Raw genomic sequence first — 21,619 nt, 5'->3', positions numbered from 1 at the left:
CGACCAGGTTTGATCCGGCGGCAATAGGCAAGAGCTACCGGCATGGCCGAAAAGATCGAGCGGCTCACGGTGCTGCTGTGGCACGTGCACGGCTCGTGGACGACGTCGTTCGTCCGAGGGCGGCACCGTTATCTGCTGCCCGTGGTGGAAGACGGCGGGCCGTGGGGCCGTGGACGGTGCGGCCGCGACTGGCCGTCCGCCGCGGAGGTGCCCGCTGACCACTTGCGCGAAACCGAGCCGGACGTGGTCGTGCTCCAGCGCCCGGAGGAAATCGAACTCACCGAACGATGGCTCGGTCGTCGTCCCGGGGCCGATATTCCCGCGGTCTTCGTCGAGCACAACGCGCCGCGGCCCAGCGCCGCCACCAGCAGGCATCCGCTGGCGGGTCGCGCCGACATCCCGCTCGTGCACGTCACGCATTTCAACGACTTGATGTGGGACAGCGGACGCGCGCCCACCCGGGTGGTGCCGCACGGAATCGTCGACCCCGGCGCGCTCTACACCGGTGAACTGCCCCATGGCGTGGCGCTGATCAACGAGCCGATGCGGCGCGGAAGGATCACCGGGAGTGATCTCCTGCCCGACTTCGCGATGGCGGGACCGATCGATGTGTACGGGATCGGAGCCGGCGACTACACGGCGAACAGGTCCACCGGGCACCCGATCCACGGCATCGGCGACTTGCGGCAGTCGGCATTGCATCCGGACATGGCGCGCAGGAGGGTCTACCTGCACACCGCGCGCTGGACCTCGCTCGGATTGTCCCTTCTCGAAGCCATGCACCTGGCCATGCCGGTGGTAGCCCTCGCCACCACCGAGGCCGTCATGGCGGTGCCGCCCGAAGCCGGTGCCGTCTCCACCGATGTCGCGGTGCTCACCGCGAAGTTCCACGAGTTCCTCCACGAACCCGATCTCGCGGCGCTGGCGGGGAAGTCGGGACGGCAGTTCGCGCTCGAGCACTACGGCCTCGAGGTCTTCCTGCGCCGGTGGGATGCCCTGCTCGCCGAGGTCACCGAATGAAGGCAGGGTCCCGGAGAGAGAAGGCGGAATCATGAAGATCGCGATGGTGTCCGAACACGCCAGTCCGCTCGCGGTGCTGGGCGGCGTCGATGCCGGTGGGCAGAACGTTCATGTCGCCGAGCTGTCCGCTGCCCTGTGCAGGCAGGGGCACGAGGTCACCGTCTACACGCGCCGCGAGGAGGCGGACGCGCCCGACATGGTCACCGCCGAACAGGGTTACCGCGTCGTCCACGTCCCGGCCGGTCCCGCTCGTCCGCTGCCGAAGGACGAATTGCTGCCGCACATGGTCGAATTCGGCATTTTTCTGCGCGAGCACTGGCGCGACCCGCGGCCGGATGTCGTGCACGCGCATTTCTGGATGTCCGGACTCGCCGCCCTCTCGGGGGCACGCCCCACCGACATTCCGGTCGTACAGACCTTTCACGCGCTGGGCGTGGTGAAGCGCCGCCACCAAGGCGCGAACGACACCAGTCCGGCCGACCGGATACGCCTCGAACGGCTGATCGCCGGACAGACCGACCGGATCATCGCCACCTGCACCGACGAGGTGTTCGAACTGGCCAGGCTGGGCGTACCCCGGTCCAAGACTTCGGTGATCCCGTGCGGCGTGGACCTCGAACAGTTCACACCCGACGGACCGAAAGAGCCGAAGTCGGCCGAGTACCGGATGATCAGCGTCGGCAGGTTGGTGCCCCGCAAAGGTTTCGACACCGCGATCACCGCGCTCACCGGCCTGCGGAACGCCGAGTTGGTCTTGGTCGGCGGCCCGGACGATGCCGAGCTCGCCGATGACCCGGAGGGCAGGCGGCTGCTGGCCCTGGCGGACGAACTCGGCGTGCGAGAACGGCTGCGCATGCTGGGGCGGGTGCCGAGGACCCGGATAGCTGCGCTCCTGAGATCGGCGGACGTGGCCGTGTGCACGCCGTGGTACGAGCCCTTCGGGATGACGCCACTCGAAGCGATGGCGTGCGGCATTCCCGTGGTGGCCACCGCGGTCGGCGGCCTCATCGATACCGTCGTCGACGGTGTGACCGGCAGGCTGGTTCCCCCGCGGGAGCCCGCGGAACTGGCCGACGCGGTCGGCGAACTGCTGACCACACCCGGGGTCAGGGAGCGCTACGGCCGCGCCGGGCGCGAGCGTGTCGAGTCGCGCTATTCATGGGATCGGATCGCCACCGAAACTCTCCACGCGTACCGCCGGGTGACCGCACGCGCGGGCGCACGCAACGGACATGGGCCCACCGACAGCCATTCGCTCGACGGCACAGGCGACAGCGGCAAGCTTGCTCCCGGGTCACCATCGACAGATCGCGGTCTTCGCGCGAGCGGACGCGGGTAGGCCACAGCATGTCCGAACCCTGCGAACGCGCGTTGGTCACCGGTGGATGTGGCTTCGTCGGATCACACCTCTGTGAGCAGTTGCTCGACGCGGGCACCATCGTGGTCGCGCTCGACAACTTCGCCACGTCCACGCCGGACAACGTCGCCCGGCTGCTGGCCCGTCCCGGATTCGACCTCGTCCAGCACGACGTCACCGAGCCGCTGCCGACGATGGGGTTCTTCGATGTCGTCTTCCATCTCGCGTCGGCCGCGTCGCCACCGGACTACCTGCGACTGCCGATCGAGACGTTACGAGCGGGCTCCCTCGGCACCGCCAACGCCCTCGACCTGGCCGAGCGGCATCGAGCTCGTTTCGTGCTCGCGTCGACCAGCGAAGTCTACGGCGACCCGGGTGTCCACCCGCAACCCGAAAATTACTGGGGTCACGTGAATCCGGTCGGGCCGCGCAGCGTCTATGACGAGGCGAAGCGGTATGCCGAGGCTTTCACGATGGCGTTTCGCCGGGAGCGTGGCGCCGACACCGGGATTGCCCGGATCTTCAACACCTACGGTCCCCGCATGCGTACCGACGACGGCCGGATGGTGCCAACCTTCATCGCACAGGCGTTGGCGGACGCACCGCTCACCATCGCGGGAACCGGCGAGCAGACCCGCTCGCTGTGTTATGTCGAAGACACGGTGCGTGGCCTGCTCGCGCTGGCGTCGACCGACCATCCGGGGCCGGTCAATATCGGTAATCCGCACGAGATATCCGTTCGCGGCCTCGCCGAGGAGATCCGAGCGGCAATCGGTAGCCGTTCCATCGTGACGTATGTCGACGGCGCGATCGATGATCCGAAGCGGCGCTGCCCGGACATCTCGCTGGCGCGGCGGGAATTGGGCTGGTGGCCGCTGATCGGCAGGAAGGAGGGACTGCGCCGCACGATCGACTGGTTCGCCGGGCGCACGGCCGAGTCGGCCGAAGAGTCCGTGCGCTGAGCGGCGCCCGACGGCGGATCGGTTTAGTCGCGACTTCACCGGGTAGCGCCCCCCTTGTATGCCAGCGGGCGAACCGACAGGTCCCGCGCCTCTCGAACCGCGTCTCGAACAGAAAGGCGGCCCGTGCGCATTCTCGGAATCAACGCGGTATTTCATGATCCTGCTGCGGCTCTGATCGTGGACGGCGAGATCGTCGCGGCCGCCGAGGAAGAGCGGTTCACCCGTCGCAAGCACGGCAAGCGCCCGGTGCCGTTCTCCGCATGGGAACTGCCCGAACAAGCCGCCGCATGGTGTCTGGAGCGAGCGGGGCTACGCCCCGACCAGCTCGACGCGGTGGGCTACTCCTACGACCCGGCACTGGTCGATCATTCGCTCGGCGGTCTCGATCGGAAAAGCGAGGCGACCAGAACGGACTACGCGTTCCGAGCGCCCGCTTTCCTCGCGGCCGCGTTGCCCGGCCTCGATCCCACCATCGTGCGTTTCGTGCGACACCACCTGGCGCACGCCGCGTCCGCGGCCCTCGCGGCCCCGTCCGGCGACTCGGCGGTGCTGGTGGCCGACGGACGCGGCGAGAGCCAGTCCTATCTCGCCGGGGAATATCGAGACGGCAAGTTCGTGGAGCTGGCGGCACAGCGGCTGCCGCACTCGCTCGGATTGATGTACGAGGACCTCACCGAGCATCTGGGCTTCACCCGGTCCAGCGACGAATACAAGGTCATGGCGCTGGCCTCCTACGGCACCCCGCGATTCCTCGATCGGTTCCGCCAACTCGTGTATTCCACCCGGGACGGTGGTTTCCGTACCGAGGCCGTGAACTGGTCGGACTTCGCCCCCACGGTCGTCGGCGGTGAGTTCGGCCGAGACCACGCCGACCTCGCCGCCAGCGTCCAACGACGACTCGAGGACGTGTTGCTCGAGTTGACCTCTTGGCTGCATCGCCAGACCCGGCAGCGAACCCTCACGCTGGCCGGTGGCATCGCGCTGAACTGCGTGGCCAACAGCCGTTTGCACGCCGAAGGCCCCTACGAGCGGATCTGGGTCCAGCCCGCCGCGGGCGACGCGGGCACCGCACTGGGCGCCGCGCTGCAATTGGCGGCCGAGTTCGGGGAGCGGGTCACCCCGATGCGGGGCGCCGACCTCGGCCGCGAATGGACGGACGCCGAGCTGGAAACCGTGCTGCGCACGGCCAAGGTCCGGTACACGAAATCCAACGACATCGCGGCGGACGTGGCGCAAGCGCTCGCGGAAGACCAGGTGGTGGCCTGGTTCCAGGGCAGGGCCGAATTCGGCCCGCGCGCACTCGGCCACCGTTCGCTGCTCGCTCACCCCGGCCGGTCGGCGAATCTCGAACGCCTCAACGATGTGAAGGGGCGCGAACAGTTCCGGCCGCTGGCACCGATGGTGCTCGCCGACCGGGCGTCCGACATCTTCGGACGCGGGCCACTACCGAGCCCGTACATGCTGTTCGTGCACGACGTCGCGCCGGAGTGGCGAGAGCGGATCCCCGCCGCGACACATGTCGACGGCACCGCGCGGGTACAGACTGTCGATCCCGCCGACAAGCCGGTCCTGGCACGCATGCTGGCGGAGTTCGAGCGGCACACGGGTCTGCCGGTGGTGATCAACACCAGCCTGAACACGGCGGGCAGGCCGATGGTCGATTCACCGCGCGACGCCCTCGAATGCTTCGGTTCGGCACCCATCGATCTGCTCGCCATCGGCTCATTCGTGGTCCGCCGCCCATGAACGGCCCCACCGTGGACTACAGCATCGTGATCCCGACCATGGGCCGGGAAAGTCTTCGCGCGCTGCTCGAGTCGTTGGACACGGCGTCGGGACCGAAACCACGGGAGATCATCGTGGTGGACGATCGGCCCCGAGGCGGGGACCTGCCGTTGCCCGCGACGGTGTCTTCGGTTCAGGTCATCCGCTCGGGCGGACGCGGACCCGCCGCGGCCAGGAACGCGGGGTGGCGGCATGGAAAAGGAACCTGGATCGCTTTCCTCGATGACGATGTGCTCACCGCGCCGGATTGGCCCGCCCGCCTGGCCGAGGACCTACGTGGTCTCGACGACAACACGGCGGCTTCCACGGCCCGCATCGAGGTTCCGCTGCCGAAACACCGCAAGCCGACCGACGCCGAACGCGGGATCGCACGGCTGGCCACGGCGCGGTGGATCACGGCGGACATGGCCTATCGCCGGTCCGCGCTGATCGCGGTGGGTGGATTCGACGAACGGTTCCCGCGGGCGTTCCGCGAGGACGCCGATCTGGCACTCCGGGTCTGCCTCGCGGGTTACGTCATCGCGGCCGGACAACGCGTCACTCGCCACCCGCTTCGCGAATCGGGACCGATGGCCAGTGTCCGAGCACAACGCGGGAACGCCGACAACGCCCTGTTGCGGCGGAAATACGGCGCTCGATGGCGGCAGCGGATCGGCGAAGAGGCCGGACTTCTCCGCCGCCACGCGTTCACTACGGCCGCGGGTGCGGTGGCCATGGCGCTCGGCATCGCGGGCCGTAAACTGCCCGCCCTCGTTTTCGCGGCCATCTGGACGGCGCTGACCGGGGCGTTCGCAGCGCGCCGGATCGCACCCGGACCCCGCACACCCGGCGAGATCGGCCGGATGACGCTGAGCAGCGCGCTGATTCCACCGGCCGCGTGCTGGCACCGACTGCGCGGCGAGCTGCGTCACCGGAACGCGACCCACGCCTCGCCCCTGGCGTTGCTGTTCGACCGCGACGACACCCTCATCATCGATGTCCCCTACCTCGCCGACCCCACCAAGGTCCAGCCGGTGCCGGGAGCCGCCGACGCGCTGCGGAAAGTCCGCGCGGCGGGCATCCAGCTCGGCATCGTGAGCAACCAGTCCGGCGTGGCGCGTGGATTGATCAGCGCCGAACAGCTCGCCGCGGTGAACTCCCGAGTCGAGGATCTGCTCGGACCGTTCGCGACCTGGCAGGTGTGCGTGCACGGCGAAGGCGACGGCTGCGGGTGCCGCAAACCGGAGCCGGGCCTGATCCGGCAGGCCGCGGCGGATCTCGGCGTCGACATCGGCAGGTGTGTGGTCATCGGCGACACCGGCGCCGACGTCGCCGCCGCGCAGTCCGCGGGCGCACGCGCGATCCTGGTGCCGACGGCGAGAACCCTTCCAGGCGAGGTGCATCGCGCGCGTCGCGAAGCGACCGTGGCGCGGGATCTGGCCGAGGCCGTCCGGCTGGCGATGGCGGGTGTGCCGTGACCGGCCGGGCGCTGGTGGCCCGCATGGACAATTTCGGCGATGTGCTGCTGGCGGGGCCGTGCGTTCGAGCGGTGGCCGCGCAGGTCGATTCGGTGACGCTGCTGGCGGGGCCGCGCGGCCGGGCCGCCGCGGATCTTCTGCCGGGTGTGGAGCGGGTCGTGACGTGGCGCGCGCCATGGATCGATCTGGAGCCACCCGCGGTCACGTCCGCGGGCATCGATGCCTTTCTCGAGCGGGTACGCGCGCTCGAGGTGGATCTCGCGTTGATCCTCACGTCCTTCCACCAGTCGCCGCTGCCGCTGGCGCTGCTGCTTCGGATGGCCGGTATTCCCTGGATCGGCGCGATCTCGGAGGACTACCCCGGTTCGTTGCTGGATCTGCGCCATCGCGTCGAGGGCGATCCGCCCGAAGCCGAACGGGCGTTGTCGCTCGCCGCGGCGGCCGGCTTCCGGCTGCCGCCCGGCGACGACGGGAAACTCGCTGTCCGGCAGCCGTTGCCGAAGGTCGGCGGGCTCACCGGCGAACCGGGTTACGTGGTTATGCATCCGGCGGCGTCGGTACCGGCGCGGCAGCCGTCCTCCTCCTGTTCCGCGGCCATCGTCGCCGCACTGACCAGCGCAGGTCACCGGGTGATCGTGACCGGCGCTCCCGCCGACCGGCCGCTCACCGGCGCCGTCGCGGGCAGACACGGTATCGATCTCGGCGGAGCCACGACCCTGCCCGAACTCGCCGCCGTGCTCCGCGACGCGAGCGTCGTGGTGGCGCCCAACACCGGCCCGGCGCATCTCGCCGCGGCCGTCGGGACACCCGTGGTCTCGCTGTTCGCACCGGTCGTGCCCGCCGAGCGGTGGGCGCCCTACGGCGTGCCGGTGGCCATGCTCGGTGACCAACGCGCGCCGTGCCGCGGCAGCAGAGCGCGGGTCTGCCCGGTGGCTGGGCACCCATGCCTCGACTCGATCACCCCCGAGCAGGTCGTCACGGTGGCGGAAGAACTCGGTGCGGGCAGACTCACGCGCCTGCGGACAGGAGGTGTGGGGTGATCGAGGACCATTTCGCGGCCTTGCATGCGGCGCTGGACCGCACCAGTTGCTTCGCACCCGATATCCGCAGATGGGGCAGGCAACTCGCGGTCGTGCTCGCCAACGGCGGACGGTTGCTCGCCTGCGGTAACGGCGGCAGCGCCGCGGAAGCACAGCACCTGACCGGTGAGCTGGTCGGCCGCTTCCGCAACGAGCGCCGTCCGTTCTCGGCGATCGCGCTGCACGCCGACACCTCGGCGGGTACCGCGATCATCAACGACTACGGCGAGACCGAACTGTTCGCGCGCCAGGTCCGCGCGCACGGCAGGCCCGACGACATCCTCGTCTTGTTGTCCACCAGCGGCACCAGCCACAACGTGGTCGCCGCGGCGAAAGCAGCGCACGACATCGGCGTCATCACGTGGGCCATGACCGGGCCCGCGCCCAATCCGCTCGCGGCGCTGTGCGACGACGCCGTCGCCGTGGACGCGCCCACCACGGCCACCGTGCAGGAAGTGCATCTGGTCTTGGTGCACGCTCTGTGCTCGGCGCTCGACGATGCACTGGGGGTACCGACATGAAGCCGTTGGTCGTGGTCGGCGACAGCATTCTGGACGTCGACATCGAAGGCGTCGCGGAGCGGTTGTCGCCCGAGGCGCCCGTGCCCGTCGTGGACGTGGAACACCAGTGGATACGCCCGGGTGGTGCCGGGCTGGCCGCCGCGCTGGCCGCGCAGTCGGTCGCCGAGGTCTCGCTCATCACGGCGACCGCCGACGACCACGACGGCCGCATCCTCACCCGGCTCCTCGACCAGCACGTTCGAGTCGTTCCGATCGCGCTGCGCGGCAAGACGGTTCGCAAGGCCCGCGTCCGCGCCGCGGGACAGTCGCTGTTGCGAATGGACACCGGCGACGGCACCGCGGACGGCGGCTCGGTGAGCGCCGCGGTCACCAGGACACTGCGGGCGGCAGGGGCAATCCTCGTCGCGGACTACGGCCGGGGCGTCGCCGCGCACCCCCGGATCCGGAGCCTGCTCACCGAACTGGCTCGGTCGGTACCGGTCGTGTGGGATCCGCACCCGCGCGGCCCCACGCCGACGCCGGGAGCACAACTGGTCTCGCCGAACCTGAAAGAGGCACGCCAGTTCGCGCCGGGATATGTCGAACCCGACGAGTTGGCGAAGGTGCTGCGAGACGAGTGGGCAGCGGATTCCGTCGCGGTCACCACCGGTGCGGGCGGAGCGGTCCTGGCCAATGGGAAACGGCTCACTGTGGTTCCGGTACCCCCCGACGTCCGTCTCGCCGGGCATCCCGGTTCCGACACCTGCGGCGCGGGTGACCGATTCGCCTCGGCCGCGACCGCCGCACTGTTCGGCGGCTCCACGGTCGCCGACGCGGTGTCGCACGCGGTCGACGCGGCGGCCAGGTTCGTCGCGGCGGGCGGCGCGGCCACGTTGTCCACGTGCGACAGCACGGCCGTGGCCCCGGCGGGGCCGACCGACACGAACGAGTCGGCGTTCGAGGTGGCGGCGCGGATCAGGGCGCGTGGCGGCCGACTCGTCGCCACCGGTGGCTGTTTCGATCTGCTGCATCCCGGCCATGTGAGCCTGCTGCGCCAGGCTCGCGCCATGGGTGACGCCTTGGTGGTCTGCCTCAACTCCGATGCGTCGGTGCGGCGGCTGAAGGGGCCGCGCCGGCCGATCGTCACCGCAAGGGACCGTGCCCGGCTGCTCGTCGAACTGTCCTCGGTCGACGCCGTCGTCGTGTTCGACGAATCCTCGCCGAGCGCACTGCTGGACCGCCTTCGCCCCGATGTGTGGGTCAAGGGCGGCGACTACTCCGGCGTTGATCTCCCCGAGGCCGCGGTCGTTCGCGGTTACGGCGGCGAGATCGCGCTGATCCCCATTGTTCCCGGTTACTCGACTACACAACTGGTCACCGCGAGCCAGGTCGGCGGCTGACCCGAGAACGTAAGGAGCGCGATGCGAACCCTCGGCAATGTCCTGATCACCGGTGGCGCTTCGGGGCTCGGCGCGGCGGTCACCGCCGCCGTCCGCGCGAACGGGGGCCGCCCCTACGTGATCGACCGGGTGGAGCCCGACGCACCCGTCGATTTCGTGCGTGCGGATCTCGCCGACACCGTCGCCGCCGAACAAGCCGTGCACGAGATCATCGAGCGCACGGGCGGCCGGATCGACGGCGTGTTCACCGCGGCGGGGACCGACGCCTGCGGCCCACTGGACCAAGTGCCGACGAAGAAATGGGAATACGTGGTCCAGGTCAATCTGTTCGGCACCGCCGCCGTGATTCGTGCCGCCCTTCCGGCGCTGCGGGAGAGCAAGGGAACGGTCGTGACGTGTGCTTCCACCCTGGGCATCAAGGCGGTCGGTCATGCGACCGCCTATTGCGCGTCGAAATTCGGCGTCGTGGGCTTCACCAGGGCGCTCGCCGCCGAAACGGCGGGCAGCGTGGGGGTGACCCTGCTCATCCCGGGCGGGATGCACACGGCGTTCTTCGACGACCGCGACGAGCAGTACAAGCCGCCGCCCGACGCGAAACTCAACCAACCTCAGGACGTCGCCGACGCGGTGGTCTTCGCGCTCCGGCAGCCGCCGGGCTGCGAGGTCAGGGAGATGGTCGTGTGCGCCTCGGAAGAGGGATCGTGGCCCTGACGCGCACGATCCTGGTGCTGCGGGCACTCGGGCTCGGCGACCTGCTGACCATCGTGCCCGCCCTGCGTGGGATCAGAAGCGCCCATCCCGGCCACCGGGTGGTGCTCGCGGCGCCGGAAGCGCTGCGTGACCTCGTCGGCCTCATCGACGCGGTCGACGAACTGCTGCCGACGGCGGGACTGGGTGCGCTTCGATGGCCCACGGCGCCACCGAGTCTCGCGGTCAACCTGCACGGCAAAGGACCGGAGAGCATCCGCGATCTGCTGACGGCAGGCCCGGACGCACTACTGACCCACCACAATCCGGAATTTCCCGACCTGCCCGGCCCCGCGTGGCGCGACGACGTGCACGAAGTGGATCGCTGGTGCCTGCTGCTGGAATACGGTGGGATCGACGCCGATCCAACCGCACTGCTGCTGCCGGCCCCACCGCGACCCGCCCCCGAGTCGAATGCGGTCGTGATCCACCCCGGCGCGGCCTATCCCGCGCGGCGCTGGCCGTCCGAACGCTTCGCGCGAGTGGCGCGTGCACTCGGCGCCGACGGTCATCGAGTGGTGATCACCGGGAGCAGGGACGAAATGCGTTTGGCCAACGCGGTCGCCGAGAAGGCCGGGCTACCTCCCTCGGCGGTGTACGCGGGACGCACCGATCTGACCGAACTCGCCGCACTGGTGGCCGACGCGGCTCTGGTCGTGTGCGGTGACACCGGCGTCGGGCATCTCGCCACCGCGTTCGGCACACCGTCGGTAGTGCTGTTCGGGCCCACGCCCCCGCACCGGTGGGGGCCGCCCGCGAACGCGGAACGCCACATCGCGCTGTGGGCCGGGACCGTCGGCGACCCGCACGCCGATTATCCGGATCCGGGCCTGCTCATGGTGCGACCCGAACATGTGCTCACGGTCGCGACCGACTTGCTCGGACAGCGGGTCCGCCATGGGTAGTCGCGTCGGCGTGGTTGGCGCCGGTTATGTGGGGCTCACCAGCGCCGCATGCCTCGCCCACCTCGGACACCACGTGATCTGTGTCGACAACGACAAGGCCAAAGTGGCGGCGCTGCGGGCGGGTGCGGTCGCGATCGTCGAGCCGGGGCTGCCGGAACTGGTTCGAGAGGGCCTGGAGGAAAATCGGCTGGTCTTCACGTCGGACGCGCAGGCGCTGCACGAATGCGAAGTGGTCCTGTTGTGCCTTCCCACGCCCATGGGCACCGGCGGTACGGCCGACCTCGGCGTACTCGAGGACGCGCTGAGGACATTGGCCACCGTCCTACCGCCGGACTGTGTGCTCGTCACCAAATCCACCGTCCCGGTGGGGACGGCGGCGCGGATTCCCGCCCTGTCCGGTCTCGCGGGCACGGCGGTGGTCAGCAACCCCGAATTCCTCCGGGAGGGCCACGCGGTCGAGGATTTCCTGCGCCCCGACCGGGTTCTCCTCGGCGCGGCCGAGCACGATCGGGAGTCGGCCGACCGTGTCGCGGCGCTCTACGCCGGAACAGGCGCACCGGTGCTGCGTTCCGACTCTGCCAGCGCCGAACTGGCCAAATACGCCAGCAACGCGTTTCTCGCGGTGAAACTCTCGTTCGTCAACACACTGGCCGAACTGTGCGAACGAGTCGGCGCCGACATCACCAAGGTCACCGGTGCGATGGGGATGGACGACCGGATCGGTCCCGCCTTTCTCGCTCCCGGCCCCGGCTGGGGCGGCTCGTGCCTGCCCAAGGACACGCGCGCGCTCCTGCGTGCCGCGGAAACTTGGGGTGTGGACTTCGCCATGGTTCGCAATGCCTTGCAAGCCAACGACCGCCAGCAGGCGATGGTGCTGCGCAAGATCCGCCGCGCGGTCACCGATTCGGTCGACGGCTCGCTGGCCGGAACCCGGGTCGGCGTGCTCGGCCTCGCGTTCAAAGCCGGAACCGGCGACCTGCGCGACTCCCCCGCCGTCGCGGTCGCGCGGCAGCTGACCCGGCACAGCGCCACGGTCACCGCCTACGACCCGTGTGTGCCGGCGGGCACCCCGGGTCTCGACGGCATCCGCGTGGTGGACGACCCCTACCTGGTGGCGAAAGACGCCGGCGCGATAGTGATCCTCACCGAATGGCCCGAATTCCGCTCGCTCGACTGGGCGAAACTCGCGACCGACGTCGACCGAGCCGTCATCGTCGACACGAGAAACCTTCTCGACGAGCGCCTGCTCATCGACACCGGATTCACGGTGCTGGGCAACGGCACCACCGGCGCTTCCGAGGGCGGACCAGGGCGGTGACGGTCGACCTCACCGGCCACCCCATCGTGGTTCCCGATCACGGGTGTTCCCGCTGCCACTGCCGTAGATAGGCGCGGCCGTAGTCGTTGCCGGACGGGGTGCGCAGACGGTGCACGCGACACCTCGGCCGAGGAGTCCGGCACAGCGCGCCGGCCGTTGATGCCGCACACTGCTCCCATGACAACGCCCGAATCGCGAACCGGATCGATGTTCCGGTGGACTCCGGTCGCCACCGGCGCTGTGATCGCGCCCGGCGAGCGATTGACCTGGCCGCGCACCATCGGGATCGGATTGCAGCATGTGGTGGCGATGTTCGGCGCCACCTTCCTGGTGCCGGTCCTCACCGGGTTCCCACCGTCGACGACGCTGCTGTTCTCCGGGGTAGGCACCCTGCTGTTCCTGGTGATCACCCGCAACCGGCTGCCGAGCTATCTGGGTTCGAGTTTCGCGATCATCGCTCCGGTCCTGGCGGCCACCGCCTCCGACGGAATGGGTGCGGCGCTGGGCGGGATCGTCGTGGTGGGCGTCGTACTGATCGTCATCGGCGCGGTGGTGCACTTCGCCGGCACCCACTGGATCGAAGCGCTGATGCCGCCGGTCGTCACCGGCACCATCGTCGCCCTCATCGGGCTGAACCTGGCGCCGACCGCCAAGACCAATTTCGAGAAGGACGCGATCACCGCGACGGTCGTGCTCATCCTGCTGATCCTGTGTCTGGTGCTCTTTCGCGGGTTGCTCGGCCGGCTGGCGATCGTCACCAGCGTCGTGCTCGGCTACCTGCTCGCGCTCGCCCGCGGCGAGGTCGACACCGCGAGGATAGGGAAGGCCTCCTGGGTCGGCCTGCCCGACTTCCACGCACCGAGCTTCCACCTCTCGGTGATCCCGATGTTCGTGCCGGTCGTCCTGGTGCTAGTGGTCGAGAACATCGGGCACGTCAAGTCGATCACCACGATGACCGGTATCGACTACGACCGGCGCATGGGCCGCGCGCTGGCGGCCGACGGTCTGGCGACCGTACTGGCAGGCAGCGGCGGCGGTTCGGCGACCACCACGTACGCGGAGAATATCGGCGTGATGGCCGCGACGAAGGTGTACTCCACCGCCGCGTACTGGGTGGCCGGCGCCGCGGCGATCGCGCTCAGCCTGTCACCGAAGGTGGGAGCCGTGATCGCCGCCATCCCGGCCGGGGTGCTCGGTGGCGTGACGACGGCACTCTACGGCTTGGTCGGAATCCTCGGCGTGCACATCTGGGTGAGCAACCGGGTGGACTTCGGCAAGCCGATCAACCAGTTCACCGCGGCCATCCCGCTGGTCATCGGCATCGCCGACTTCACATGGGTGGTGGGCGAACTGGACTTCGGCGGCATCACGCTGGGCGCCGTCGCCGCGCTGGTGATCTACCACGCCATGCGGCTCATCGGGGGATGGCGCGGGACGGTCGTCCCTGACAACGCCCACGGGGTGAGGAAGCCGGTGGAACCGACGGATCGGTGACCGTCGGTGATTCCGGGCAACAGCCGCTCGATTCCGGCGCGGAGTTTCTCGGTCGACATCGGCGCCGCGCCGTAGGTCAGGTAGCGCAGGGGACGGATGCTGCCGTCTTCAGTTCCGCTACAGATGATTTTCCTTTCGATTCGGAAGTCGTCGATGCGGTCCGACCGACACTGGCCCGCGCCGAGGGCGGTGCGGAGTCGTATCGACCTCGCGGGACGACAGGAATCGTCGCTAAGGGCGCTCACCGATCGGCTGGTGATCCGCCAGGAGTCGACTGCCGAGGAAATCCAGTACTCGGTGGAGGGCGGCCTGGGTAGGTTGGCCCGGTTCGTCGATGAGGTGTTCGGTCAGGACCGAGTGGGGATCGAGCACGGCGTCCGGGTTGGCAGCGGCGTCGTCGAGTTCGATCGCGATGAACGCCTCGCCGAGTTGGTCGCGCAGGAAGTCGAATCGTTCGGCCGGAGAACGTCGATCACCGCAGAATCGCAGGCCCATGACCGAAAGTCCGTCGGCACAACGTTGTTTGACGCGGGCGAGGTCCGAAGCGGACAGGTCGATGGAGTATTTCTGTCGCGAGGTGAAACCCAGCGGCAACCCCGGCTGGGACAGCACGGGCGCGATCAGACGGTCGTCGACCGCCATGGCGAGGGCGAATCCACCGGTGAAGCACATCCCGACGGCACCGACACCCGGCCCGCCGCAGCGGCGGTGCTCGTGTTCGGCCAGCGCCCGCAGCCAGTGCACGACCGGTGAGGTGCGGCCAGTGGCCAGCACCACGAACTCCCGGCTGACGCAGATCGGCCCGAGCTGGCCGGCGACGTTCGCCAACGCGGAGACCAGCCCGTGCGCGGCGGGGCTGGGGTCACGACCCGGGTTGCCGTACAGGTGCGGCACCACCGCCGTGCACCCCAAACCCGCGACGCGGCGGGCGAAGTCGAACACCTCGGGTGAGATGCCCGGGAATTCCGCCATGACGATTACGGCGGGACCGGCGCCTTGGCGGAAAAGTGCGCGGGTCTTGCCGTCGTAGGTGAACGAATCGTGCTCGAAGTCGTGAAGATCGTCGTCGCTCATGTGTAGCCCTTCTCGTGAACGGGCCTTCACTATCGACCGGCCGGACTCGCCGGTTATAGGAAAAATGTTCCCCGATGCGCCCGGAGTCACCGCTGTCCCTCGACAGCGCCGTCGATGAACAGCGGCGTCGACGAGACCTGGACCCGAAGCACTCCCCCAGCGATGTCGACCGGCACCCGAGCACCGTGGGCATCCACTACATGCGCCCGGAGAAACGACCAGTCGCAAACGAATTCGTTCGGTGAATCATCCTGATCGGCAATGCCGCGCCGCTCCCAGACGACCAGCGCCGGAGTACCGTGATTCCGCTCGACTTCGAACAAGTACAAGTCGGGACGATCGGCGACGGTGATCCGCCGAACCCGGGTGGCGCCGTCGAGCAGGCGTGCCATCAACTCGAAGGTGTCGGCGGCCGGATGCCGCCGACCGATGGTTCCCGCCCGCACTGTCCAGAAGCTGGAGTCTGCCGAACATCAGGGCACCCGCGGCACGGCTGTCGCGAGCGAGTGCGTCGGGGTGATGGTCCGGATGTGCAGGACGACGTCGAACCAGTCGCCCAGTCCGGCACCGGCGATGTGATGATCGACGTCGCGGTCAGGGTGGTAGGTCCCGATGATGAGGCGGAGCTTCGCGGGCCGATGCAGCCATTGCCGAACCGCGCCCGCGGGTGCGGTCCGCAGATCGAGCAGGTAATTGCCGAGTCCGGGTTGGTCGAGCACCGTGTCGGCGAAGCCCTCCGCCGGAGCGGGCACAGCCAGGTCGGCGCGGACGTGGCCGTGATGAAAGGTGAGCGCGACCGACAGATAGCCGGTTCCGAAGCGGTCACGGAGCAGGGATCCCGTGCTCGGAAACCGTTGTGACATAGCGGCAACGGTGAGCTCTCGCGCGACGGCGGTGTTGGACACTCCTTCCCAGTACACGATCCGGTGCCCGGTGCGGTCGCGCCAGTCCACGATGCGGCGAGCGGCATCGACGGATTCGGCGGCGAAGTCACGGCGGCCCGAGGCGGTGCTGTTCTCGTGGTACCGCACGATGAGGTGAGCCGCGTCCAGGACTTCGGGCGTGTCGGCGGCGCCCGGCAACGACTCGACCAGCGTCAGCGCGTCTTCGGCGTGGTCGGCGAACGGGCGCCCGGGGTGGGTGCCGTTCGCGCGCTGTATGTGCTCGCCCAGCCGATGGGCTGTCACAATCGGGTCGTAGTGCGATCTGAGATCCGTGATCCTCTGCGGCGCAACTCTTTCCACGAACCGTGTCACGCGCTCGTAGTGCGCCGGTTTGGCGGCCTCGGGAGCGAGGCCGAACAGTCGTACCGGATCGTGCGGATGCGCACGATTGAACTCGCGCGCCCACTCCAGAACCGCGATTGTCTCGGCGGTGCGCCACGGCACCCACGCATCGCCCAGAATCGCCCGCACGTCCCCGGCACCCGTCCGCGCGTATTCGTCCATGGCCGCCACGACGGATTCGTCATCGAGCAGGGCGAGCGCCCGAAAACCTAGATTTTCCACGAACAGTCGCAATATCCGGTGTGCGGTCACGGACAGTTCGTGCCCCGCGCGGGTCGTCGCGCCGACTCCGACGACGACCGTGCCGTCTGCCCGGTCGGCCAACGCCGCCAAGTCCATGAGCGACCCATCGGCGTCGACCGTCGCGAGGGGGCGGGCGCAGTCGCGGATCCAGCGCATCACGTGCGCGGAGTCGTGCGTCTCATCCGACATGACCTTCTCCTCGGCGAACGGGCCCGCCGGACCTGGCGCGGCGGAGCGCTGTCGACAATATCTTTGCGATCAAAGGTATTTACCTTTGATCGCAAAGGTACTTTCGGGGTGGAGCGGATGTCAATTGCCGAATCGCGGTCACCGACCCATCCGTCCCCCGCCTACCGCGACCAGCGCGCCGTGCTGACGTGGGCCGCCCCGGAGCACAGGAAGGGCCGATCGTGTGAGCCGAGCCGAGGATCGGCGTCATGACCGATGGCGGGCGTCGACAGCTTCTCAGGATTGCCCGGCGGCGCGATCCGCGGGCGTCGCACGATGCGCTGTCGATTTTCCGGTGAGGGTCAGCAACTCGCCGAACACATCAGCTGCGATCTCGGCGAACGACCGCTGCTCGTCTTCGCGAATCCATTGCGTGAAAGCGATACCGAACACCGTGATGCAAGACTCCGCCGCCAGCCTCGCCGCGAGGTCGTCGACGCCTCGCGCGCGCAGGGCGTCGGCGACCGTCGTGGCGAGACCTGCGAGCTTGTGCCGCTCGCGTTCCTGTAGTGCGGGGTTCTGGTCGATCACAAATTGTCGTGTCCGGGACTCCGACCGGCGTTCGCCGGGAAAGAACGACGCCACGGACTGCAGCGCGGAGGCGGCGATGTCGATCGCGGACGCGTCCGGGGGTGCGGCGTCCACGCCGGTGACGAGTGCTTCGACCAGTAAGCCCTGTCCGCGGAAGAGAACCTCTCGCTTGTCACTGAAGTGACGGAAGAACGTGCGTTCGGTCAGACCGGCGGACTGCGCGATCTCCGTGGCGGTGGTCTGTTCGAAGCCCCGGGTGGCGAACAGTTCGAGCGCGGCCTGCCGCAGCCGCTCCGCAGCCCCAGGTTCCCAACGTGCCATATCGCCAAGTGTAGTGATGACAGCTACTGACATGAAGGCGTATGGTGATGTCTGTGACTGACGTCAGTCACAGACATCACCTCGTGCAGATCGCTCCCCGCTCGGCGGCGGAGTGGACGAAGGAGTTCACGTCATGCATGTTTTCGTCACCGGAGCCTCTGGATGGATCGGCTCCGCCACCGTCGCCGACCTGCTCGCCGATGGCCATGCGGTCACCGGACTGGCCAGATCCGACGGATCCGCCGCAGCCCTCGAGGCAAAAGGCGTCCAGGTCCGCCGCGGCGACCTGGACGACCTCGACAGCATCCGCTCCGGAGCCGAGGCGGCCGACGCCGTCATTCATCTGGCGAACAAACACGATTGGTCCGACCTCGCCGCATCCAATGCGGCCGAGCGAGCCGCCGTTCAGACCATCGGCGACGCGCTCGCCGGCACCGGCCGCCCCTTCCTGCTCGCGTCGGGCGTCGCTGCCCTCAGCCAGGGCAGGCCCGCGACGGAGGCCGACCCGTCTCGGTTCCACGGCCCCGACTCGCCGCGCGGAGGAAGCGAGAACTTGGCGCTCGAGTACGTCGACCGCGACGTGCACACCGTGAGCCTGCGTTTCGCGCCGACCGTGCACGGCGCCGGCGACCACGGTTTCATCGCGACCCTCGCCGCGATCGCCCGCCGGACCGGCGTCTCCGGCTATCCCGGCGACGGCGCCAACCAGTGGGCCGCGGTCCATCGATCCGACGCCGCCCGACTGGTCACGCTCGGCCTCGGCAAAGCCCCGGCGGGAGCTCGCCTGCACGCCGTCGCCGAAGAGGGCGTGCCGAGCCGCGTGATCGCCGAGGCGATCGGCCGAGCACTGGACCTGCCCGTGACCTCCATCGCCCCTGCGGACATCCAAGGCCATTTCGGGTGGATCGGCGCGTTCTTCGCGATGGAACTCTCGGCAACCAGCGAGGCGACGCGAGAGCTGCTGGGCTGGACACCTACCGGACCGACCCTCATCGAGGACCTCGACGCCGGCGCCTACACGGCGCACTGATCGGCCGCCACAAGTTCATGCCGTCGCCGGGGCGGCTCCACTGGCGAGCCTTCCCCCCGTGGCCACCATTAGCCTCCCCGACCCAGCACCCCCTGTGGCGATCACCGCCTCGGCGACGACAAGAAAAGGCCGGTGTCTGCACCGGTGCGGCCGCGAACTCGGCCCGCACAGCCTGGATGCCTACGTGGAACTCGAGACCATCTTCCGAGCCTCCGCCTGAGCGCAGGAAGAGCACGGGGGATTCGGTTCATCCACCCGTAGGCGGGGCCGGGGCAAAGGATCCCGAACGACCTTTGCGGCCGAGGCAGCAGTGTCGATTCCGCCGGACCGATGTCGGCCGTGCGGGCGGGGTGGAGATACTTCATCCGACGCGGCGCGACACGCCCCGAAGCTCGCAGTGCCGTTGCGTACAGCCGCAACGCGTGCCGCCCCCGGCGCTGCGGCGCACCGAGGAGATCCCGCGCTCGCGGATGCTGGATCGCCCGCGCCACCGAATTCGGTAGCACCCGTCAGAGACATCAGCCAGCGCGAGTACCGTCATTGCGGCTACTGCAACAGTTTTCGCGCATCCCGATGAAGCGAAACCTCCGGTGCCACGGCCACCCCCGAGCGAGGATGGACATCCGGCTCCGGCAGCGCGCGTTCGAGCACTGCGCAGGGTCGATCACCGGGGCACGATGCTCTTGGCGCCCACCATGCGCACGAGGCTGAGGATCGGGAGCCCGATCACCAAATGTTCGATCCCGGTGGAGATGCCGACCCAGAGGTCGCTGGACAGTGCCAGAGGAATGATCACCGCCGCGGCGGTCAGAATGCCCACGATCCAGCCGAAGAACAACTCCGGCGACGGAGTGCCCAGGCGCAGCAGATACCACAGCACCCCGCCCAACAGCGCACAGATGAATGCCACCACGGCGAACCAGTACGCATCCTGGGCCATCGGGTTCCACACCCCGAACTTGCCGCTCTCGCTCACTCGGGTGGCGATGATCTCGATGATCCAGGCGCACAACCACGCCGCGAGCGCGGTCACCACCGCGGCGGCGATCACACCGCCGACGAACATGCCGATATTGACGTCCGGCTCCTGCCGCGACCGAGGTTGCCTCTCCGGGCGTTCGGAGTGCTGATATGCGCCCTGTCCCTGGTCCTGGCCGTATCCGGACGCCTGGTCGTATCTGTGATCCTGGCCGTATCCGTGCTCCTGGGCGTACCCGTGTTCCTGGCCGTACCCCGAAGCCTGGCTGTACCCGCGATCCTGGCCATACCCGGAGGACCTGCCGTTTCCGCGATCCTGGCCGTACCCGGGATCACGGTAATCGCCCGGCTGATAACCGGCTTCATAACGTGCGGTGTGCTGGTCGCGCGGATTCATGGGATTCAACCGCCGATCACCTCCGTGGAGAGCTTGCGTGTGCGTCGAGTGTAGGGCGGGACCGCACGGGCCGCTGCCCCCTACCCAATTCCGTTTGGCGCACTCGCCACAGGCAGGCCGGCGCCGCCATGGCGGAGATCGGTTAGGTGCCGGACTCCGATGTGGGCCTGAGGATCGCCGTAGCGGGCGGCGCCGCGCGGTGATACGCCACGGGCCTGGGCGAGTTCGAGCGCCCCGCCCGCCAGCGAGAGTCGGCGAAAGATCATGGCCGCCGATGCTTGCCGGTTCCCGGCCGATCGCACCTGAGCACGATCCGCAGTGCGGAAAGTTCAGGCGACGACCGTCCGTTGCGGGACGCCGACGTATTCGCTCAGTGGCCGGATCAACGCGTTGGATTCGCCCTGCTCGATGATGTGGGCAGTCCAGCCGGTGATGCGGCTCATCACGAAGATCGGGGTGAACACCTCGATATCGAAACCGAGCAGGTAGTAGGCGGGGCCGGTCGGGAAGTCGAGATTCGGTTCGATGCCGGTGGCCTCGCGCATGGCGCGCTCGAGGATCTCGTATATACGCACCCACTTCTGGCCGTCGGTCGCCGCGGCGATATCCAGGAAGGCTTTCTTCATGGTGGGGACACGGGAGTCACCGTTCTTGTAGACGCGGTGGCCGAAGCCCATCACCTTCTCCTTGTGCGCCAGCTTGTTACGCAGCCATCCCTGGGCCAGCGCCGGGTCGTCGATCTCCAGCATGTCGTGCATGACGGCTTCGTTCGCGCCGCCGTGCAGCGGCCCTTTCAATGCGCCGATGGCGGCGGTGACGGCGCTGTATATGTCCGACTGCGTGGAGGTGACGACGCGGGCGGCGAAGGTGGAGGCATTGAAGCTGTGCTCGGCGTAGAGGATCAATGACACTTCGAACGCTTCCACCAGCTCGCGCGACGGGATGGTCCCGAAGCACATGTTCAGGAAGTTCTCCGCGTACCCCAGATGGGAATGCGGTGCGATCGGGTCCAGGCCGTGGCGACGGCGATGGTCGGCCGCGACGATGGTCGGCAGCACCGCGAACATGCGAAGCGCCTTGGCGCGGTTGGCATCCGCCGAATTGTCGTCTTCGGCGGGGTCTTCCGCGCCGAGGTAGCTGATGGCGGTGCGGACCACATCCATCGGGTGGCAGGTGTCGGGCAACTTGGCCACCAGCGACAGCAGTGACCGGTCGGCCCGGCGGGACGCTCGTTCTCGCTGCTGGAACCGCTCCAGTTCGGCGTCCGAGGGCAACTCGCCGTACCAGAGCAGATACGCCACCTGCTCGAAACCGCAGTGTGCGGCCAGATCCTGCACGGCGTAGCCACGGTAGGTCAGAGAGTTGGTTTCCGGCACCACCTTCGAGATGGCCGTGGTGTCGACGACGACGCCTGCCAGGCCTTTGGATATGGTCGGTACCGCGGCCTCCGGCCTACTCGTCGCCCGACCACCGCCCCCCATCGAATCGCTCCGCGATGCGGTGTTCA

The 21,619-nt window shown here is 68.7% G+C and carries 20 protein-coding genes; 14 read left to right on the top strand and 6 right to left on the bottom strand.

Features of this window, described 5'->3' with window-relative positions:
- The first annotated feature begins 42 nt into the window (after positions 1 to 42).
- The 12 genes from ACWEO7_RS04740 (at position 43) to ACWEO7_RS04685 (ending at position 14,024) form a co-directional block, all read left to right on the top strand.
- Positions 43 to 1,020, top strand: a complete 978-nt coding sequence (locus tag ACWEO7_RS04740) for a glycosyltransferase (protein WP_452420791.1) — start codon at positions 43 to 45, stop codon at positions 1,018 to 1,020.
- A 31-nt stretch (positions 1,021 to 1,051) separates the two neighbouring features.
- The gene (locus ACWEO7_RS04735; protein WP_452420789.1) at positions 1,052 to 2,359 is read left to right on the top strand and encodes a glycosyltransferase; all 1,308 of its coding nucleotides are present in this window, start codon (positions 1,052 to 1,054) and stop codon (positions 2,357 to 2,359) included.
- Between the two features lie 8 nt (positions 2,360 to 2,367).
- Complete coding sequence (locus tag ACWEO7_RS04730; protein WP_452420788.1) at positions 2,368 to 3,339, top strand: NAD-dependent epimerase/dehydratase family protein; 972 nt, start codon at positions 2,368 to 2,370, stop codon at positions 3,337 to 3,339.
- A 123-nt stretch (positions 3,340 to 3,462) separates the two neighbouring features.
- The gene (locus ACWEO7_RS04725; RefSeq protein ID WP_452420787.1) at positions 3,463 to 5,085 is read left to right on the top strand and encodes a carbamoyltransferase family protein; all 1,623 of its coding nucleotides are present in this window, start codon (positions 3,463 to 3,465) and stop codon (positions 5,083 to 5,085) included.
- A complete protein-coding gene (locus ACWEO7_RS04720; protein WP_452420785.1) occupies positions 5,082 to 6,581 on the top strand; it encodes an HAD-IIIA family hydrolase in 1,500 nt (499 codons plus the stop codon). The genes ACWEO7_RS04725 and ACWEO7_RS04720 overlap by 4 nt, the downstream gene beginning before the upstream one ends.
- Positions 6,578 to 7,621 carry a glycosyltransferase family 9 protein gene (locus tag ACWEO7_RS04715; RefSeq protein WP_452420784.1) on the top strand — a complete coding sequence of 348 codons (1,044 nt, stop codon included), beginning with the start codon at positions 6,578 to 6,580 and terminating at the stop codon, positions 7,619 to 7,621. Before ACWEO7_RS04720 ends, ACWEO7_RS04715 begins: the two co-directional genes overlap by 4 nt.
- Complete coding sequence (locus ACWEO7_RS04710; RefSeq protein WP_452420783.1) at positions 7,618 to 8,181, top strand: D-sedoheptulose-7-phosphate isomerase; 564 nt, start codon at positions 7,618 to 7,620, stop codon at positions 8,179 to 8,181. Before ACWEO7_RS04715 ends, ACWEO7_RS04710 begins: the two co-directional genes overlap by 4 nt.
- Positions 8,178 to 9,560, top strand: coding sequence for a D-glycero-beta-D-manno-heptose 1-phosphate adenylyltransferase (rfaE2, locus tag ACWEO7_RS04705; protein WP_452420781.1), 1,383 nt, complete (start codon positions 8,178 to 8,180; stop codon positions 9,558 to 9,560). The genes ACWEO7_RS04710 and rfaE2 overlap by 4 nt, the downstream gene beginning before the upstream one ends.
- A gap of 21 nt (positions 9,561 to 9,581) precedes the next feature.
- Complete coding sequence (locus tag ACWEO7_RS04700; RefSeq protein ID WP_452420778.1) at positions 9,582 to 10,271, top strand: SDR family oxidoreductase; 690 nt, start codon at positions 9,582 to 9,584, stop codon at positions 10,269 to 10,271.
- Positions 10,262 to 11,212, top strand: coding sequence for a glycosyltransferase family 9 protein (locus ACWEO7_RS04695; protein WP_452420776.1), 951 nt, complete (start codon positions 10,262 to 10,264; stop codon positions 11,210 to 11,212). The genes ACWEO7_RS04700 and ACWEO7_RS04695 overlap by 10 nt, the downstream gene beginning before the upstream one ends.
- The gene (locus tag ACWEO7_RS04690; RefSeq protein ID WP_452420774.1) at positions 11,205 to 12,530 is read left to right on the top strand and encodes a UDP-glucose dehydrogenase family protein; all 1,326 of its coding nucleotides are present in this window, start codon (positions 11,205 to 11,207) and stop codon (positions 12,528 to 12,530) included. Before ACWEO7_RS04695 ends, ACWEO7_RS04690 begins: the two co-directional genes overlap by 8 nt.
- Positions 12,531 to 12,737: 207 nt before the next feature.
- On the top strand, positions 12,738 to 14,024 hold the full coding sequence (locus ACWEO7_RS04685) for a uracil-xanthine permease family protein (RefSeq protein ID WP_452420881.1): 1,287 nt from the start codon (positions 12,738 to 12,740) through the stop codon (positions 14,022 to 14,024).
- A gap of 231 nt (positions 14,025 to 14,255) precedes the next feature.
- On the opposite strand, the gene ACWEO7_RS04680 is transcribed toward ACWEO7_RS04685, so the two are convergent.
- From ACWEO7_RS04680 to ACWEO7_RS04665, 4 genes are all read right to left on the bottom strand, one after another.
- Positions 14,256 to 15,098, bottom strand: a complete 843-nt coding sequence (locus ACWEO7_RS04680; RefSeq protein ID WP_452420773.1) for a dienelactone hydrolase family protein — start codon at positions 15,096 to 15,098, stop codon at positions 14,256 to 14,258.
- An 86-nt stretch (positions 15,099 to 15,184) separates the two neighbouring features.
- On the bottom strand, positions 15,185 to 15,544 hold the full coding sequence (locus tag ACWEO7_RS04675) for a hypothetical protein (RefSeq protein ID WP_452420771.1): 360 nt from the start codon (positions 15,542 to 15,544) through the stop codon (positions 15,185 to 15,187).
- A 27-nt stretch (positions 15,545 to 15,571) separates the two neighbouring features.
- Positions 15,572 to 16,816 carry an erythromycin esterase family protein gene (locus tag ACWEO7_RS04670; protein ID WP_452420769.1) on the bottom strand — a complete coding sequence of 415 codons (1,245 nt, stop codon included), beginning with the start codon at positions 16,814 to 16,816 and terminating at the stop codon, positions 15,572 to 15,574.
- A gap of 276 nt (positions 16,817 to 17,092) precedes the next feature.
- Positions 17,093 to 17,707 carry a TetR family transcriptional regulator gene (locus ACWEO7_RS04665; protein ID WP_452420767.1) on the bottom strand — a complete coding sequence of 205 codons (615 nt, stop codon included), beginning with the start codon at positions 17,705 to 17,707 and terminating at the stop codon, positions 17,093 to 17,095.
- 133 nt (positions 17,708 to 17,840) lie between these two features.
- On the opposite strand from ACWEO7_RS04665, the gene ACWEO7_RS04660 reads away from it, so the two are divergent.
- A complete protein-coding gene (locus ACWEO7_RS04660) occupies positions 17,841 to 18,737 on the top strand; it encodes an SDR family oxidoreductase (protein ID WP_452420766.1) in 897 nt (298 codons plus the stop codon).
- A gap of 58 nt (positions 18,738 to 18,795) precedes the next feature.
- Positions 18,796 to 18,957 (top strand): hypothetical protein, encoded by a 162-nt coding sequence (locus ACWEO7_RS04655; RefSeq protein WP_452420764.1) that lies wholly within the window; start codon positions 18,796 to 18,798, stop codon positions 18,955 to 18,957.
- A 444-nt stretch (positions 18,958 to 19,401) separates the two neighbouring features.
- Here the strand turns inward: ACWEO7_RS04655 and ACWEO7_RS04650 are convergent, their stop codons facing one another.
- Positions 19,402 to 20,112 (bottom strand): DUF6069 family protein, encoded by a 711-nt coding sequence (locus tag ACWEO7_RS04650; RefSeq protein ID WP_452420762.1) that lies wholly within the window; start codon positions 20,110 to 20,112, stop codon positions 19,402 to 19,404.
- 329 nt (positions 20,113 to 20,441) lie between these two features.
- The gene (locus ACWEO7_RS04645) at positions 20,442 to 21,593 is read right to left on the bottom strand and encodes a bifunctional 2-methylcitrate synthase/citrate synthase (RefSeq protein WP_452420879.1); all 1,152 of its coding nucleotides are present in this window, start codon (positions 21,591 to 21,593) and stop codon (positions 20,442 to 20,444) included.
- Between the last annotated feature and the right edge of the window lie 26 nt (positions 21,594 to 21,619).

Source organism: Nocardia sp. NPDC004260, assembly GCF_053603155.1.
The sequence above is the reverse complement of the archived record's forward strand: the minus strand, read 5'-3'. Positions and strand labels throughout refer to the sequence as shown.